This window comes from Commensalibacter nepenthis, from assembly GCF_029953305.1.
GTDB lineage: Bacteria > Pseudomonadota > Alphaproteobacteria > Acetobacterales > Acetobacteraceae > Commensalibacter > Commensalibacter nepenthis.
Genome location: NZ_JASBAN010000001.1, coordinates 1,803,531 through 1,820,099, shown reverse-complemented (window position 1 = coordinate 1,820,099; position 16,569 = coordinate 1,803,531). Strand labels below are relative to the sequence as shown.

Genomic DNA, 16,569 nt, shown 5'->3' with positions numbered 1-16,569 from the left:
ATGCCTCGTGGCTCTGGTTCTGCAAATAACTCACCATTTGATAACGGACAAAATTCCTCTCAGCAAAAACCCAAACGTTTTAAATCAGTTGTTTCACGTTGGATATATAAAAGTAAACATCCCAGCTTACGTCAATCCATTGTCAATTTGGTTGACGAAGAAAACGCTAACGATCAATCCCCCCAACATGCTAATACCGAAGAACTTAGTACTCAAGAACGCTTATTAATCTCTAATATTTTACGCCTGCGTGGCAAAACAGCAGATGACGTTATGGTGCCAAGAGCCGATATATTTGCCATTGAGGATACAATTACCTTGGAAAAGGTACTTGAGGTCATGCGCCATGAAAATCATTCTCGCGTCCCAGTATATCATACTGAACTCGACAATATTATTGGCATGTTACACGTCAAAGACTTGATCGCCTATACTGGAACTCAAGAAGAATTTAATATCACTAACCTTTTAAGACAACCCCTTTTTATAGCACCACAAATCCCTATTTTGGATTTATTGTTACAAATGCGTCAACATCGAACGCATCTCGGGTTGGTCATCGACGAATATGGCGGTATTGATGGTTTGGTCACCATTGAGGATCTTGTTGAAACAATCGTCGGCGACATTGCGGATGAACATGATGATCCTGATGTGGAAATGATCGTTGAACGTGATCGCAATACCCTAGACCTTGATGCCAGAATGGTATTGGAAGATCTTGAAAAACATATAGGCTCTTTTTTAACCGAAGAAGAAAGTAACTCTGACATTGATACGATTGGTGGTCTTGTTTTTCGTTTGGCAGAGCATGTTCCCACCAAAGGTGAAGTATTAACACATTCTAGCGGTTTGGTGTTTAGAGTATTAGACTCTGACCCAAGACATATTCGACGTTTAAGAATGCATATTCCTGATAATTGGGTTTTTCCAGCTTCTAAGCAAGCAGATGAAAGTGACATTAACAAAAGAGATTCTTAATCAATATAATTTTTTTTCAAATGCTAGATATGGATCTAACCATCAAAATTTCATTCAAATAATCACCATTACTTCACTTCACTGCATATGGGTCGAACCCATAAGAAATAAATTTCCATTTTTTATAAAAACTAATGGCACGTAAATTACTACTGACAACAGTTAATATTACTCTTTCAATTTTACTATCAGTTGCATGCCCAATTAACAATGACATAATGGTGTTTGCAACATTTTTTCCTCGATATTCTGAACGAACATACATTCCCCATAACAACGCTCTATGCTGTAATTTTGAACCTGCAAATCGTGTCAACCCGCCAATACCAATTAAATTATTATTCTCATATGATCCAATAATAAAATCAGATTTTAAACGTTCTATTACAACACTTTTAGATAGTTTTTTCATGTTGAGGGGAAAGGCGAAATTCACGCTCTTGCTGTTCGAATCCTTCTATTCTTATTTTTTGGCAATCCTCAAAATCATCAGCACCAAGCCTTTTCAATGTATTACTCATTTTCTTGCCTTTGATAGTTTTCCTACAACCATCAATGATTAAAAACCGATTTATTTGAAAATATGTGTAAATTTGAAGGGCAAAGAAAAAACTTTATCTTTGCCAATTTTAGAAGTTACTTTTTAGACGCAATGCGTGCCGCAACCTCTTTTTCCCAAGGAGGATTAGCCCCACGACGTTGACATATCATTGCTGCGGCAACAGATGCATATTTTAATGCTTTGGTAATTTGATCGGGCGTAATTGTTTTAATATTATCCAATGTTAACAACTCTTCTTTCTGCAAATACGCCAAGGTTGCAGCCATGAACGTATCCCCAGCACCAATAGAATCGACAACATCATCAATATAATCGGGCTCTACGGTAATTGTTTTTTGACCTGGCAAATAACATAATGTGCCTTGGCTACCTCGTGTCACGATCACGATCGAAGTCCCTTGTGAAATCCACATTTCAGCAGCCTCATCAAAAGAGGTATCCGGCATTAAGAATGCAAGATCAGACTTGGAAAGTTTAATCACATCTGCCATAGCAAGCAAGCGTGCCATTCGAGCACGATATACGTCTGGATGTAATGTATTACCAGGACGACAGTTTGGATCAACAGAGAGAATCCGTTTCCCCTTTTCAATTCTGAACATTTGTTCACATGCCTCTGAAATGGGGGGGCCGATCAAGGAAGTTGAACCAATATGGATTAAATTAACATCTTCTGTAAATCCAGGGGATTGTGAACGCACCCAAAGACGAGATACTGTATTTTCATCATAAAAAGCGTATTGAGGTTCTTCTTCTCCCAACTCTACAAACGCAAGCGTCGTTTGTTGGGGTCCCCGTGCAACATAGCGTGTTTCGACATTAGAGGTTTCAAGAAATTCCATTAGTTTTTCACCTAGAAAATCATTGGATATCCCACCCATAAACCCAACTTTTCCGCCCAAACGACCAATCGCCACGGCAATATTGGCACATGACCCACCGGGGGCTGGACAATAGCAATCTGCTCCATCCGCAGTTTTATCTGGGATAAAATCAATTAAAACATCCCCACACAAAATAATCATTAAAAATCTCCTACAACAGAATATGATTATAAAATAGTATTATCTCCAGTATTTTACTATTGGATCATGCTTATCAAGCATATAAAATAAAAAATTGTTTTAGCCATTTGAATAATTTCATTTATATATCAAAAATTATTACCAAATGTTAGCATATTCAATTTATTTAACAAACCACTAAAATTTATTTAAATTCAACAAAATTTATACTTGAAAAGAGAATCAAATGCCTGTTTGGTTAACGACTGCGTCGATGTTGGTCTTATCTAATCTATTTATGACCTATGCATGGTATGGACATTTAAAAACATTGGAAAGCAAACCTTGGTATATTGCTGCACTCATTAGCTGGTGCATTGCTTTGGGCGAATATATGATCCAAGTTCCTGCCAACCGTATTGGATATACCAAACTCTCTTTGGGTGAATTAAAGATCATGCAAGAAGCCATTACGCTATTGGTTTTTATCCCATTTAGTATCTTTTTCATGAATCAATCCTTTAAGCTGGATTATGTATGGGCAGGGCTTTGTATTGTTGGTGCTGTATTCTTTATCTTTCGGGGTGGATGATTGATATTATTGACCAATGCCCCTATTTAGGTCTCTCTTTGCATACTGCAAACAAATTATTTATAATCATCGACAATATTTATGATAAAATAAGAGATTAACCATCAATTTTTATGTTAAAATTGAAACAAATATAATTGTCTTTTTTTACTATTTTAGGAACACTATTATGGCTATTACTCGTCGCCTATTTCTAAGCACTGCGCTTCCCGCAGCAACCTTATTTGCATCCAACCTACGCGCCAAAGCAGCAACGATTTCACCTAGTTTTACAGCACCACGCGCATTAGGGAACCCCAATGCCAAAGTCCATATTCAAGAATGGTTCTCTTTGACATGTGCTCATTGTGGTCGCTTTGCACAAACTATTTTTCCTGAAATCGAAAAACAATATATTAACACAGGCAAAGTCTATTATATTTTTAAAGATTTTCCTTTGGATAAAATTGCATTAATGGCAGCTATTGTTGCACGCAGTTTACCTGTTGAACAATATAAACCATTTGTTTTTGCTTTGTTGGATAATTTAGACCAATGGGCATTCAAAGAAGGTGCAGACCCAGCCAAAGAATTACAAAAATATGCAACACTTGCTGGTATGAATGCTTCTCAATTTGAGCAAGTCACAAACGATTCTGCGTTACGTAATGCAATTTTAGCAGAAGTTAAACAAGCAGAAGATCAATATAAAATTGATAGCACCCCCACTTTTATTTTTAACAATCAGCCCGTTGTTGGTGAATTAACTATTGAAGATTTTGGGAAACAGGTTACAAGTGCTTTAAGTCGCCAACCAACCCCTTAATTATAAATAGTCCCAATTCCCTGTATGACCATCCGCTTTACACATCTTAAAATCGCTGGATTTAAAAGCTTTTCTGATCCTATTACATTAGAAATCTTGCCAGGGTTAACAGGGATTATTGGTCCCAATGGTTGTGGCAAATCCAACATCGTCGAAGCGATCCGCTGGGTCATGGGGGAAAGCTCTGCCCGATCCTTACGAGGCGGGGAAATGGACGATGTTATTTTTGCAGGAACAGCACGCAGAGCAGCACGCAATATCGCCGAAGTTTCTTTAACCATCGAAGGCACAGAACATATCGCGCCAGCCCCTTTCCAACAACAAGATCAATTACAAATCTCACGGCAGCTGGAACGTGGTTCTGGTAGCCAATATCGCATTAATAACAAAGTTCAACGCGCCAGAGATGTGCAAACGTTTTTTGCAGATTTGGGGTCTGGACCACGATCTTCGGCTATCATCAGCCAAAACCGGATTGCTCAACTGATTTCAGCATCACCTGAAGAAAGACGACAAGTTTTAGAAGAGGCCGCAGGAATCGCTGGTCTATATAGTCGGCGCAGAGAGGCTGAGTTAAAACTCAAAGCAACCGAGGAAAACCTTGCCCGCTTGGATGATTTGCAACAACAATTAATCATTCTTATTGACTCTCTGAACGAGCAATCTTCACAAGCAACGATCTATAGACGCCTTTCAACAGAACTGAGAACTGCGGAAACTACGTTACAATCCTTATATTTTCAACGGGCAATTCGTAGTCTGTATGTATTCGAACAAAAACATTTACAAGCTGAAAATGCTCAAAAAGACGCTGAAGATCAATATATCAAACAACAAGCTCTATTTGCATCTTTGGAAGAAAAGCTGCCTCAACTGAGACAAAAAGAGATTCAAGCTCTTACACAATGGGATCATGAACGCCATGCCACACGATCCTTGCAAGAACAAAAGAACAAAATTGCTGAACAAATAGAACAACTTCAAGAGCGTATTCAAGAAGCAACAGAACAACAAAGCACGACCAATGCTCGTGTAGAGAAAACAGAAGCTGATTTAAATCAAGTTCATATCAATTTACAAACTACAGAACAAAATTTACAGAACCATCCTGAAAAAGAACAAATTTTACAAGACACTATTGCTTCTTATGAAAAACAATTAACAATTTTAACATTAGAAATCCAAAAAGAAGAAAATATCCTTGATGAACAACAAAAACAACATCAAGCTATAACCCAGCACTATGAACAAGCAAAACAGGCTCAACATAATGCTGAAATAGAATATCAAAAAATGAGTGCTGAATATCAAATCTGCCTTGAAGCCCTTCCCAAAGAAGAAGAAATTCATAAACTTGAGAATAGTCAAATCAATGCTCAACAACATTTACAAATAATACAAGCGCAAAAACAACAAAGCGAAACACTGCTAAACGAAGCAAAATTACAAGCAAGTCATGCACAACATCATGCGCAACAAGTAGAGCAAGCCTATACACAGCTTGCTCAAAGAATTCAGCAGCAAACAGAAAAACAACAACAAATTCTAAGCCAGAAAAATAATGTAGCCACACAAATTCAAACGCTACAAAATCAATCTTTGACAGAACAGCAAAAACAACAATTTGTTGTTGAATTATCAGAGCTACAAAAAACATATGTGAGTGCCAAAGAACATACGCAAGTTACGATTCAACATCATCAAGAGGCCATCAAAACGCATTTTGAAACAGAGTCTGCCACTCAGCAAGCAAAACAAACTTATGATAATCGTCAAAAAAATCTGGTAACTGCGCAACAAGCATTCCAACAAACACAAAAGAACTTAACACTCTTGACCGAGCAAATCGACAAGGTCAAAGCAACCCTTATTGCCAATCAAGTGTTACAAGATAAAAATACAGTATTAACCGAGCAAGAAAGTCGGGTTACAGCGTTACAAGAAACCATACAAAATTTAACGATACACTATCAACAGGCTCAAGAAGCAACGGAGCAAGCACAAAAAAAACTGTATCAACACGAAGCAGAACAGCAGAAATTGCAAGCCAAGCGAGATGGTTTAGCACTTGCTTTGTCGCACGATCAAAGTGAAAAACCATCACACACGTTACCTGCTGTATTGGACAGCATCACGATCCCATCTGATCTCATTATTGCTGTGGCTGCGCTATTTGATGAAACCTTGGAAAGCCCTGTAAGCTCAGAGACACAAACAGGTTGGATTGTACTACCACCTAGTCATTCTGTTTTTCCTGAATCTATACGAAAACTTTCAGAAATCATTCCTCCTTCCCCTGCTCTACAACGTGCTTTTGATCATATTGGTGTGGTTAAAACAGTCCAAGAAGGTCAAGATTATTCTCATAACCTGACTTTTGGGCAAAGCCTGATGACCAAAAAAGGAGATATATGGCGTTGGGATGGTTATCATCAAAAAGCAGGATTACAAAGTAAGGCTGCGCAACGCCTATTACAAAAAGAAAATCTGAAGCAAACCGAAGAAACACTTGCAGCATTAAACACTCAATATCCTGCATTAAAAACACAACTTCAAAAGCTGCAAGATCAGTACCACATTCTCAAAACACAGCTTGCAGAAAAACAAGCATTTTACAAAACGACAAAACAAGAATTTCAAAGACTGCAACAAGAATTCTTATCCCTTCAAAATCGTGCTCAAGCCGCTCAAACTCAGTTTGAAGCGTTACAACCTGCTTATTCACAAGCACAGCAAGATTTTAAAGACAAACAAACAAATTTAGAACAAGCTCAAAAAGAGGCTGAGTTTCCTAACCCTGATGATACCCTCGTTCAACAAAGCCAAGACAAATTACAACGCTGTCAAGAAGCTGCTCGACAAGCACAACAGCAATTACAAACGATTGAAAATCAACTATCCACACTCAAAGATCAACAACAAAAACGCCTCAGCGAAGATGAACAAAATCATATCCGTCTTGAGGCGTTGCAAGAAAAACAATCCCAACTACACACAGAGTTAGAGCATTTAGAACGCTCTTTGCATCAAGATCAAGAACAGAAAAAACAACTGGAAAATCCCCAACAAGCACTTTCGACACAAGAAGCAGCACAAAAGAAAGTCCTAGAGCTTGAACAACAGATACTCAACTTACAAAAAGATTATCAAATTGCTGAACAAGATTTTTCCGTAGCGCAAAAAAAATATCAAGCGATCAAAGAGAACTATATTCAACACCATAGCCGTATTGAAACACTGCACCCCCGTTGTGAAGATGCAAAAAAATATTTGGAAATCAAACAACAAGAATTCATTCATTCTACACAAAACTACGAATCCCTTCCTGAACTAGACACTGTTAAGAACAACCTTTACACGGCTCAAGAAGCATATAAAAACTGTAAAGAAAAAGAAGAAAAAGAACGATTAGCGTATCATTTGTTACTCAATGAAAAAGACAATCTCTTGAAACAAAAAGACGCTTTGGAAAACCAATCTAAAGACTGGCAAGCTCGTTTATCTCAGGCGCAAGAGGAAGCCAAAACCTCTCTAGGAAAAATTACCCAGCTAAAATCTGAATATACGATCCTCAATCAAAAACTGCCTGATCTTGAAGCACAACATGACTCTTTAAAAGAAACAGAAACTCAAGCGGGTCAACTTTATCAATCAGCACAGCAACAGTTAATTCAGTTAGAAAAAAATCTTACAGAAGCACAAAAACAGTTGCAACAAGCTGAACAAAACACTCAGAAAACCAGAGAAAATTTACTGAAAGCACAAGCAAAACAAGAACAAGCAGAAGCATTATTAGAACAATTAAAAAATAATATTGAACCTTCTATTCAAGAAGTTGCAAAACAGCAATCTGACCTCGATATTAGTGATACAGCTGAGAGAAAACTTAAAACTATCATTGCCGAAAATTCTGCTGAGCGAGATACTTTGGGAGCCGTGAATTTACGGGCTGAGATTGAGCGCGAAGAAAAACAAGCACGATTAAATACCATTGAAAAAGAATATAACGAGCTAACTGCTGCTATTCAGCAATTACGAGAATCTATTCAAAAGCTCAATCAACAAGGCAAAGAAAAACTGAACGCTATTTTTAATGAAGTCAACCAACATTTCCAAGATTTATTCACCCGTATGTTTAATGGCGGTAGTGCATATTTAAAATTATTGGCACATGAAGATCCTTTGCAATCAGGATTAGAGATTTATGCTCAACCTCCTGGAAAGAAACTCGCTACATTGTCTTTGCTATCAGGTGGAGAGCAAGCATTAACTGCTCTTTCTCTTGTCTTTGCGGTCAGTCGTTGTAACCCTGTTCCTATTTGTATATTGGATGAGGTTGATGCGCCTTTGGACGATCCGAACGTAGAGCGTTTTTGTGCATTAATATCCGATATGACCGAACAGGCTGGCACACGGTTTTTAGTGGTCACCCACCATCAACTGACAATGAGCCACATGAATCGTTTATATGGTGTCACCATGCAAGAACGTGGGGTTAGCCAAATTATATCTATTGATTTAGAACACGCCGTGCAAATGCAACAAGATAAACATGTCGAGCAATTAGGGTTAATTTAACTATATAACATATCGCTTTTATTTAATATTTCTATTTTTTATGCTCAGCATCCATTCATGAGCAAAGCCTAGAAAAGCTGAATATCATAACATTACATGTAGGAATTGATCGCGTTGTTTACAGTGATATGGAATATCACTGTAAACAATACGAGCAATTCTTACACATAATATGTTGGTCATTACAGAAATCATTTATTGCCTTTGAAATCTCAGAATGGTTTTTGATGCTTACCACATATTGATCGCCAGATTATTTAAAACTGTACAATTTTGCATTATCACAACAAACGCCTGACCAGCTTGCAAAAGCGTATCATTAAAAAATTAAAACGTAAATTGTAATCTTGATGTAATAAAATCGCTGCTGCGACCATATAAATTATATTTATTTCCTTTAGATCCCGTCGCATGCACATGATGATATTCAAGCATGATACGCATATGTGTTGATGGATACCAATTAAATCCTGTCGTGATAATCGTTTGCTTACCCCCTTGAACGCCTTGGAACTTTCCTGTTGAGCTGTAACTATGCACACGATCATCCAAATCCATTTGGCTGAACCGTGTACCCCATTCCAAAGCCCCCCATTGACCTGCCGCTGGATTGAAATATGACCCTGTTGGCGGATTAAAAATAGCACGTGCGTTATTGTATGAACGCGGTTGACCAAAAATAGTATAAGAAGATAAAATATACCATCCTTTGAAATTAAAATTCGGTCTGTACTCTGCCTGGCTTGAATTACGCCCTAAATGAACATTATAAAATTCTGATTGTAATACAAGTCTTTTCCAACGAAATGCCACTTCTGGTCCAATCGCCCATACATTATCAACCCCGTTTAATGTACCCGTACGAATATATTGTTTACTTAACCATAATTGAGCATCTTGCCTGGCACTTATTCCATATTTTTTATTATCGCCATGCAAAGCAAAAGAGCTTGAAAGTCCGACATGTAAATCAAGATCACGTGTAGAAAGAGGATGCACAGCGGCTCTGAAAACACCACCGATCTGATTATTTTGGAAATTTTGTTGAAATGCTTTGCCTAATCGTTGCCCCGTAACATAAGCACTAATCAGATATCTTTTACCAAAATGTTGAGCACCAAAAGACAATCTTGGCTCACCCCCAGCAATATTACGTACCACATCAACAATGGCTGGTCGTTCCATGAATTCATAGCCAGTTGAACTCTCTGCATCCTCCATTGACGATCTTGGTTGGAATAAACCAATGCTAATGATTGTGTTTTTAAAACCTTTATATGCTAAGTTCGCTTCATATAAATTATATGTATCTCTAAAAAACTCACCAAAGTCAGGACTAACAGTTAACAAAAAATCATCATATTGCACGCCCAAACTAAAACGCCCACGACGTATATAGCCCCGAGATCCTGAAACATCTTGTCCATATTTATTATCAGGACCAATAAACCCGCCAATATCATAGTTAATAATCATCCCCAAAGTGATTTTTAAACGTTTATCTTGGGATGTTAAAGTTGGGCGACCTTTTGGAAATGTTAAATTTAAGCTGCCTATACGATATTTAATGTTCTTGTAAGGGTCGACATTAACAATTTTAATTGCATTCCACATTGTGCAAGTTTTTTCAGTTTCTGAACAAATATACCACCCTTGTCCAAAATCTGTCTTTTGCTCGCCTAATTTTGCAAGCTGTTTATCGTCAGGCATTTGCTCTGATTGGGTAATAGTCTTCGTGCTAGCGGCTCCACTTACTGAAGAAAAACTTGTAAAACACACAGCAACACTGAAAACAATGCTATATGGTACAATAAAGCTATTAATTTTGCTGTAATTTATTTTATTTATACACATATCACACACCATATTATTAAATATATAGATTAATTAATTAACGAATATCAGAGAATCAAACTATGAAAAATAATCTTATGTATGAATATGGTGAAAGTTAAAGTAACATTTCGGTCAGGTAATTTAAGAAATTTTACACATTAATTTTGAAATAATGTGTAAAAGAAGCTTAAAAATTATATTGTAGCCTTGAAATAACGAGATTACTGTTGCGCCCTCTGGGGTTATACTCATTTTTTAACGAAGATGACGCTTGAATATGATTATAATCTAACATTATTTTTACCTGAGAAGATGGATACCAATTGAACCCCGTCGACCATACGGTCTGTTTGCCACCATTGACACCAAATAATTTATTGTTAGAGCCATACCAAAATTTATGGCTATTTAAATCCATCACACTCCAACGTGCAGACCACTCCAAAGCCCCCCAATATCCTGCTGCTGGGTTAAAAGTGGGACCTATTGGCGTGATAAATACACCTCTTTGTGCTTCGTAAAGCCGAGGTTGCCCAAATAACGTGTAATTGGCACTGACATACCATCCAGGAAAATTCAAATTTGGAGCATTTTGACCATTTACTGCTGATCTTTGTATATGGATAGAATAATATTCGGACATTAATAAAAACCGCTTGTACCGCAAGGCGATTTGGGGACCAACGCTCCAAATACTATTCACCCCATCCATCGTTCTGGTCTTTATGTAAGGACGCGTAAGCCATATCTGTGCCTCTTGCCCTGTATTCATCGAATATTGTCGATTTTCCCCGTGAAACGCAAAAGATCCAGAAACGCCTACATGTAAATCTATATCATTGGTGATAACGGGTCGTCCTGCCAGCCTAAATACACCACCAATTTGATTATTTTGGAAATTTTTAAAGGGTCCATAACGTGGTCCTGTTACATAAGCTGCGACAATATATCTTTTTTCCCAATGCGTTCCCCCAAAAGATAGACGTGCATTTGCCGAAGCGATATTACGAACCAAATCAATTACCATGGGGCGTTCAACAAACTCAAAGAAATTAGACCCCTCGGCATCTTCCATCGTAACACGAGGTTGTAATAACCCAATATCAATGGAGGTATGACGAAATCCTTGGTATCTTAAGGACGCCTCAAACAGAGAATCATTTTGTGTGCCAGAGGTTCCCAGATCAGGGGTCACGGTTACAACGAAATCTTTGTATTTTGCACTGACAATAAAACGTCCACGCCTAAGATGACTGCGGATGCTATTCATTGACGGACCATTTCCTTTGGGATTAGCGCCAACAAAAGCACCCACATCATATTGAAACATTCCCCCCAAAGAAATAACCAGCTCATTTTTATTCACAGAAAAGGTTGGTCGTCCCTTGGAAAAAGTAACTGATAATTTACCTATTTGATAGTGAATATCTTGGTATGGATCAATATTGATCACTTTCACCGCGTTCCACGGGGAACATGATGAAACTGTCTTTTCACACGCAATCCATCCTTGTCCAATATCCACCTTTTGCAAATGAGACAAGGCTTTTGCTTGGTCGGTTGCATCCATCGTACTATGAGAAATATTCGTTTGCGGGGTCGCACTGTACCCAGAATCGTGCAAACACGTTACACCACCACCAATTAAAAGTAGCGCTATGGTGTTTTTATATCCATAATAATATTTACTCATTTTCTTATGATTTACCTATTTAAAACGACAATCGCCCAGCTAATTATACATACTATAATGCTCCTAATAATTTATTACAATATTTTTAAGTAAATTAAATTTTTAAATGCGATTAAAATACTATTTTATATAGTGTTATGTATTCATAAACCAAATTATTTTTATACCCATTTTACAAACCAATCTTTTAAATTATACTCTATTCTGAAAATATTTGGATTATTTAAAGAATATCGTCACAAATCGAAAACTTACATAGTTTTATTTGCTTACAAAGAACTCCTATGCCGCACCCAATGTCCGATCTTATTAAACAACCTTTAATCACAGCGTATGAAAACCGATGGTGCTTAGTGCTTTTTAAAGTGCTTCATAAGGAGAATAAACAGCTTCCCTATGTGATTTCTATCCATCACCATGACAGCCAAGAATGGGAAGAAACGCATTATTTGCAACATTACTTCTGTTTTCTACAACATTGGATAATGGGGATTATATATATACCGAAACATAGTGACAAAGTGAAAATAAGTTCTCTTCAAAGCAAACAGAATATTTCTACGAAGATTGTCGTTACAATTATTCCTTTATCCCGATTGCTTGCAGGTAGCTTGCTGGCGTTCAGCAATCCAAAAAAAATCTTAAAAACACTGATTGGATCCCCTATTCATCTTAAAAAACGGTTACGCACCGCCATTCAACATCACTATAACCACTCAAAAATTAATTTATCCTATAAGGATTGGTGTGATTTATATGATTGTTGGGGAGATAAAGAAAAGGAAACTTTATATCAAAGTCCGTTTTATAAAGAATGGCCTGTTATTCATTCAATAATATATAATGCTGACGATCATCATAACTCACAAACAAATATATCTTTAAACCAACAATGGACGACACCAAAGAAAGCAACGCATTCTTACGTTGCTATTTTACAAAATGGTGAGGTCTTGTCAGATCATGCTTTGGCTATTTTCGCCGATCAAGCTGCACGAGCAAATTTTCCACAAGCACTTTATGCAGATTCTGATATGTTCGATCAACATCACCACAGGGCAAGTCCGCTCTTTAAACCCAATATTGGATATTTAACCTTGATATCAGGTATCCTTACCCAAGATATTTGGTTGTTTCGTCAAGATATTTTTGAGTCTTTTCAACAAAACTATCCAATCCATTATTATTCTGCCTATACACATCGTCTTGCCTTGGCGTTGTATCTTTGGAAGAAACGATCTTCGATCCATCATGTGCCTTTTATCCTAAGCCATCGCCATATTGTTCCTGATTCACAAGCGATCCAAGAGATGCAACAGAGTGTTAGAAACGATATCTCATCTCGGCAATGGACGGGACACGTAAAAGACAATATTTTTCCTTTGAAAATAAATTTATTATCAAACCATCATCCTGTCAGCTTGATTATTCCAACAACAATTTCATCCAAAATAATTCGCAATTCAATTTTAAGTATTCTCAATGAAACGAATTATCCGAATTTTGAACTTATATTAGTGATTTCACAACCAACTTTTTTAACTCGTGCACAGCTTCATTATTTACGCCCATTACTGAAACATACAAACTTACGCGTGGTCTGGTTAAAAACAAATCAGTTTAATTTTTCACAAAGCTGTAATTTTGGCATTCAGCACACAAAACATAATTTTTTCGCCATCGTAAATGACGATATTCGCCCTAAAACTGCACAATGGCTGAATTCCATGATGGGACATATGCAAGATCAAGATGTAGGTGCTGTTGGGGCAAAACTCTATTATCCGAATGGGCAAATCCAACATGCTGGAATCATTATGGGAGCCGCTAATTTATGCGAACATGCAGGGCGTTTTCAGCACTCTAATCGGTTTACGTTAACTCATGACCATGATGTGTCCGCCGTTACAGGAGCTTGCATGTTAATTCGTAAAACAGCGTATGACCAAGTACAAGGATTTGATGAAGAGTATGAAATTGCTTATAATGATATAGATTTTTGCTTAAAATTACAAAAAGCAACCTATCGCATAATTCAGTGCCAACAGGCTGAACTTATTCACTATGAATCTCTTTCTTTGGGCAATCATTATACAGGTCAACGCGCTGGCAAAGAACGGCAAGAAATCCTCTCAATTCGTAATAAATGGAAATCTATATGCAATTATGATCCTTTTTATAACCCCAATCTTTCTTTACAACGGGGAATGGACGAAGAACTTGCTTTTCCTCCACGCATTACCCGTCCCTTTGCAACCTCTTCTTCAAACAAGTCATTGCCGTGTCAAACCCATCGCCAACCATTCATATTCGTGACTTAACACTCAATTATCGCAACGAACCGATATTTTCCAGATTAAATACATCGTTTCAAGGAGGTGCGTTCAATATTCTCCTTGGTGCAAGTGGTGTAGGGAAAAGTAGTTTATTAAAAATGATTGCTGGTCTATTACCAATCACCAAAGGTAAGATTACTTGCGAGCCATTAACCTCGTTAAATTCACAAATTAGCTATATGGCACAACAAGATTTGCTGATGCCTTGGGCTACGATCATAAAAAATGTAATGTTAGGCAGCAAATTACGCAATGAAAAACCAGATAAAAACAAAGCACTACATATTTTAGAACAAGTAGGGTTAACCAAAGCAGTCCATCAATATCCTTCTCAACTATCTGGGGGAATGCGCCAACGTGCTGCCCTTGCCAGAACTTTATACGAAAATCGTTCCATTATACTAATGGATGAACCGTTTTCAGCATTGGACAGTGTCACCCGTAGTAAAATGCAGGATTATACAGCACAATTACTACAAGGAAAAACAGTCATCTTAATTACACATGACCCTTTTGAAGCCTGTCGATTGGGTGAAAATATCCAAATCCTCGTTGGCAATCCTGCACAAATTCATTATATACCATCTATTGAAGGGGCTATCCCTCGTCATCCAGATAATTTACATGTGCAACAAGCCCAAGCCAATTTACTCGCTTTCCTAATAGAAAAAAGCGCACTATAATGCCCTCTCTTCCAATTTATTTCCGTATTCCTATCTTAATCATTGGCTTGTTCCTTTTATGGCAAGGCATACATTTATTCCTTCATATCCCCCCTTATTTATTACCGTCTCCATACTCTGTATTTATCGCTTTTAAAGACAACCAAGCATTATTGTGGAATGCTGCTTTTATTACCTTTAATGAAACAATCTTGGGTCTCATTTTAGGATGTGGGTTAGGAATGATTTTGGCGTTAATGATGAGCCTCATTCCTTTTATAAGACAATGGTTAATGCCAATCATTTTGATAAGCCAATCCATTCCAACCTTTGCGCTTGCTCCCTTATTGGTATTATGGTTCGGTTTCGGGGTTAGTTCGAAAGTGGTCATGGCGATGATTATGATTTTCTTTCCAGTCACTTCCGCCTTTTTTGATGGTTTAACCCGAACCCCGACAGGATGGATAGAGTTAGGAAAAACAATGAACGCTTCCCCCTTGCGGCAGTTATTATATATCCGTATTCCTGCTGCATTGCCTTCATTTGCTTCAGGACTGCGCATTGCCGCAGCAATTGCCCCGATTGGTGCAGTGGTTGGGGAATGGGTGGGTGCCTCTTCAGGACTTGGATTTTTAATGCAAAATGCGAATAGCCGATTTCAAACCGACCTAATGTTCGCCGCTTTATTTTTATTATCTTTGATGACCATATGTTTATGGGGAACTGTGACGATAGCCACAACGAAACTGATCCCATGGGCAGAAGATACAAGGGAGTTTTGATACATCAATGAGTGACGAATATCAATTAATAATCAGCAGCCCATTACCCGATCATTTCTTTGCCCACTTAGCGAGTAAAATCAATACAACCACAACTTTTCATGCCTTTGATGTAACGTCTTATTCCATCTGTTGCATTCATAAAACCCAAGCGTTCAATAAAGAAATATTGAAATGGGGTGGGCATTTCAATTTATATCATGTAAGTGGCAAAATAATTTTAACCATCAATGGTGGCAATATCACTAATATAAAAACGATTATTATAGAGATATTGCAACAACTCAATATTGATTTGACGCTTAGCCTGTTAGAGGAATAATTCTTATTATCGTGAATATTCCTCTTTCAACGCATATCATCTATTTACAATAACAGACCATTGATTTTTCGCAAAATATGCACCAGCACATTCTTTAATCTTCGACAAAATAAGAACCTGCCTCTACAATCTGAATGGATAAAAAGATTTTTCCCGTTGTATCTATAGGTTGTAAAGGAAGAAACGCATTTCCTGATATCTATCTGGCACTTAATTCAGATAAGGGCAACCATCCTGACAATTCTCGCTTTGATAAATGGATATCAATATTTTGTTCTTGATCCTGATGATGTAAACAAATTTTTCCGACTAAAATACTTAAAGTATAACAATTATCGACAAAAGATCTAAATGCATCACACGGACGATAAGTCCTAGACATTAAAGGAACCGTTTGAACAGTAAAGGGTAACTTA

Annotated in this window: 14 protein-coding genes; 8 read left to right on the top strand and 6 right to left on the bottom strand. The window is 37.4% G+C overall.

Translation table 11 applies throughout. The features are described from left to right. Complete coding sequence (locus QJV33_RS08575; protein ID WP_281462935.1) at positions 1 to 981, top strand: hemolysin family protein; 981 nt, start codon at positions 1 to 3, stop codon at positions 979 to 981. Positions 982 to 1,054: 73 nt separating this feature from the next. Here QJV33_RS08575 and QJV33_RS08570 read toward each other — a convergent pair whose 3' ends face one another. From QJV33_RS08570 to QJV33_RS08560, 3 genes are all read right to left on the bottom strand, one after another. Continuing rightward, entirely contained in the window at positions 1,055 to 1,393 is a 339-nt protein-coding gene (locus QJV33_RS08570; protein ID WP_281462934.1) for a GNAT family N-acetyltransferase, read from the bottom strand. After that, complete coding sequence (locus QJV33_RS08565) at positions 1,377 to 1,502, bottom strand: hypothetical protein (RefSeq protein WP_281462933.1); 126 nt, start codon at positions 1,500 to 1,502, stop codon at positions 1,377 to 1,379. Before QJV33_RS08565 ends, QJV33_RS08570 begins: the two co-directional genes overlap by 17 nt. Before the next feature lie 115 nt (positions 1,503 to 1,617). Beyond that, positions 1,618 to 2,568, bottom strand: coding sequence for a carbohydrate kinase family protein (locus QJV33_RS08560; protein ID WP_281462932.1), 951 nt, complete (start codon positions 2,566 to 2,568; stop codon positions 1,618 to 1,620). Positions 2,569 to 2,794: 226 nt separating this feature from the next. Here QJV33_RS08560 and QJV33_RS08555 point away from each other — a divergent pair, with 226 nt between their 5' ends. From QJV33_RS08555 to QJV33_RS08545, 3 genes are all read left to right on the top strand, one after another. Next, positions 2,795 to 3,139, top strand: a complete 345-nt coding sequence (locus tag QJV33_RS08555; RefSeq protein ID WP_271789059.1) for a DMT family protein — start codon at positions 2,795 to 2,797, stop codon at positions 3,137 to 3,139. 169 nt (positions 3,140 to 3,308) lie between these two features. Continuing rightward, complete coding sequence (locus QJV33_RS08550) at positions 3,309 to 3,944, top strand: thioredoxin domain-containing protein (protein ID WP_281462931.1); 636 nt, start codon at positions 3,309 to 3,311, stop codon at positions 3,942 to 3,944. Between the two features lie 24 nt (positions 3,945 to 3,968). Continuing rightward, complete coding sequence (locus QJV33_RS08545) at positions 3,969 to 8,522, top strand: AAA family ATPase (RefSeq protein WP_281462930.1); 4,554 nt, start codon at positions 3,969 to 3,971, stop codon at positions 8,520 to 8,522. 327 nt (positions 8,523 to 8,849) lie between these two features. On the opposite strand, the gene QJV33_RS08540 is transcribed toward QJV33_RS08545, so the two are convergent. Then, positions 8,850 to 10,376 carry an OprO/OprP family phosphate-selective porin gene (locus QJV33_RS08540; RefSeq protein ID WP_281462929.1) on the bottom strand — a complete coding sequence of 509 codons (1,527 nt, stop codon included), beginning with the start codon at positions 10,374 to 10,376 and terminating at the stop codon, positions 8,850 to 8,852. Positions 10,377 to 10,545: 169 nt separating this feature from the next. Beyond that, positions 10,546 to 12,051 (bottom strand): OprO/OprP family phosphate-selective porin, encoded by a 1,506-nt coding sequence (locus tag QJV33_RS08535; RefSeq protein ID WP_281462928.1) that lies wholly within the window; start codon positions 12,049 to 12,051, stop codon positions 10,546 to 10,548. Positions 12,052 to 12,347: 296 nt separating this feature from the next. Here QJV33_RS08535 and QJV33_RS08530 point away from each other — a divergent pair, with 296 nt between their 5' ends. From QJV33_RS08530 to QJV33_RS08515, 4 genes are read left to right on the top strand one after another with little or no spacing between them, the layout of a single operon-like run. Further along, positions 12,348 to 14,372, top strand: a complete 2,025-nt coding sequence (locus tag QJV33_RS08530) for a glycosyltransferase (RefSeq protein WP_281462927.1) — start codon at positions 12,348 to 12,350, stop codon at positions 14,370 to 14,372. Continuing rightward, positions 14,333 to 15,070 (top strand): ABC transporter ATP-binding protein, encoded by a 738-nt coding sequence (locus QJV33_RS08525; RefSeq protein ID WP_281462926.1) that lies wholly within the window; start codon positions 14,333 to 14,335, stop codon positions 15,068 to 15,070. The genes QJV33_RS08530 and QJV33_RS08525 overlap by 40 nt, the downstream gene beginning before the upstream one ends. Continuing rightward, on the top strand, positions 15,070 to 15,831 hold the full coding sequence (locus tag QJV33_RS08520) for an ABC transporter permease (RefSeq protein ID WP_281462925.1): 762 nt from the start codon (positions 15,070 to 15,072) through the stop codon (positions 15,829 to 15,831). The genes QJV33_RS08525 and QJV33_RS08520 overlap by 1 nt, the downstream gene beginning before the upstream one ends. A gap of 7 nt (positions 15,832 to 15,838) precedes the next feature. Beyond that, positions 15,839 to 16,153 carry a hypothetical protein gene (locus QJV33_RS08515; RefSeq protein WP_281462924.1) on the top strand — a complete coding sequence of 105 codons (315 nt, stop codon included), beginning with the start codon at positions 15,839 to 15,841 and terminating at the stop codon, positions 16,151 to 16,153. Positions 16,154 to 16,352: 199 nt separating this feature from the next. On the opposite strand, the gene QJV33_RS08510 is transcribed toward QJV33_RS08515, so the two are convergent. Continuing rightward, entirely contained in the window at positions 16,353 to 16,535 is a 183-nt protein-coding gene (locus QJV33_RS08510; protein WP_281462923.1) for a hypothetical protein, read from the bottom strand. Between the last annotated feature and the right edge of the window lie 34 nt (positions 16,536 to 16,569).

What these genes read in the sequence shown, in the direction of transcription:
- QJV33_RS08520 (WP_281462925.1), top strand. Translation starts at nt 15,070, where the DNA reads ATGCCCTCTCTTCCAATTTATTTCCGTATTCCTATCTTAATCATTGGC.
- QJV33_RS08530 (WP_281462927.1), top strand. Translation starts at nt 12,348, where the DNA reads ATGTCCGATCTTATTAAACAACCTTTAATCACAGCGTATGAAAACCGA.
- QJV33_RS08515 (WP_281462924.1), top strand. Translation starts at nt 15,839, where the DNA reads ATGAGTGACGAATATCAATTAATAATCAGCAGCCCATTACCCGATCAT.
- QJV33_RS08555 (WP_271789059.1), top strand. Translation starts at nt 2,795, where the DNA reads ATGCCTGTTTGGTTAACGACTGCGTCGATGTTGGTCTTATCTAATCTA.
- QJV33_RS08560 (WP_281462932.1), bottom strand. Translation starts at nt 2,568, where the DNA reads ATGATTATTTTGTGTGGGGATGTTTTAATTGATTTTATCCCAGATAAA.
- QJV33_RS08570 (WP_281462934.1), bottom strand. Translation starts at nt 1,393, where the DNA reads ATGAAAAAACTATCTAAAAGTGTTGTAATAGAACGTTTAAAATCTGAT.
- QJV33_RS08575 (WP_281462935.1), top strand. Translation starts at nt 1, where the DNA reads ATGCCTCGTGGCTCTGGTTCTGCAAATAACTCACCATTTGATAACGGA.
- QJV33_RS08545 (WP_281462930.1), top strand. Translation starts at nt 3,969, where the DNA reads ATGACCATCCGCTTTACACATCTTAAAATCGCTGGATTTAAAAGCTTT.
- QJV33_RS08565 (WP_281462933.1), bottom strand. Translation starts at nt 1,502, where the DNA reads ATGAGTAATACATTGAAAAGGCTTGGTGCTGATGATTTTGAGGATTGC.
- QJV33_RS08535 (WP_281462928.1), bottom strand. Translation starts at nt 12,051, where the DNA reads ATGAGTAAATATTATTATGGATATAAAAACACCATAGCGCTACTTTTA.
- QJV33_RS08540 (WP_281462929.1), bottom strand. Translation starts at nt 10,376, where the DNA reads ATGTGTATAAATAAAATAAATTACAGCAAAATTAATAGCTTTATTGTA.
- QJV33_RS08550 (WP_281462931.1), top strand. Translation starts at nt 3,309, where the DNA reads ATGGCTATTACTCGTCGCCTATTTCTAAGCACTGCGCTTCCCGCAGCA.
- QJV33_RS08510 (WP_281462923.1), bottom strand. Translation starts at nt 16,535, where the DNA reads ATGTCTAGGACTTATCGTCCGTGTGATGCATTTAGATCTTTTGTCGAT.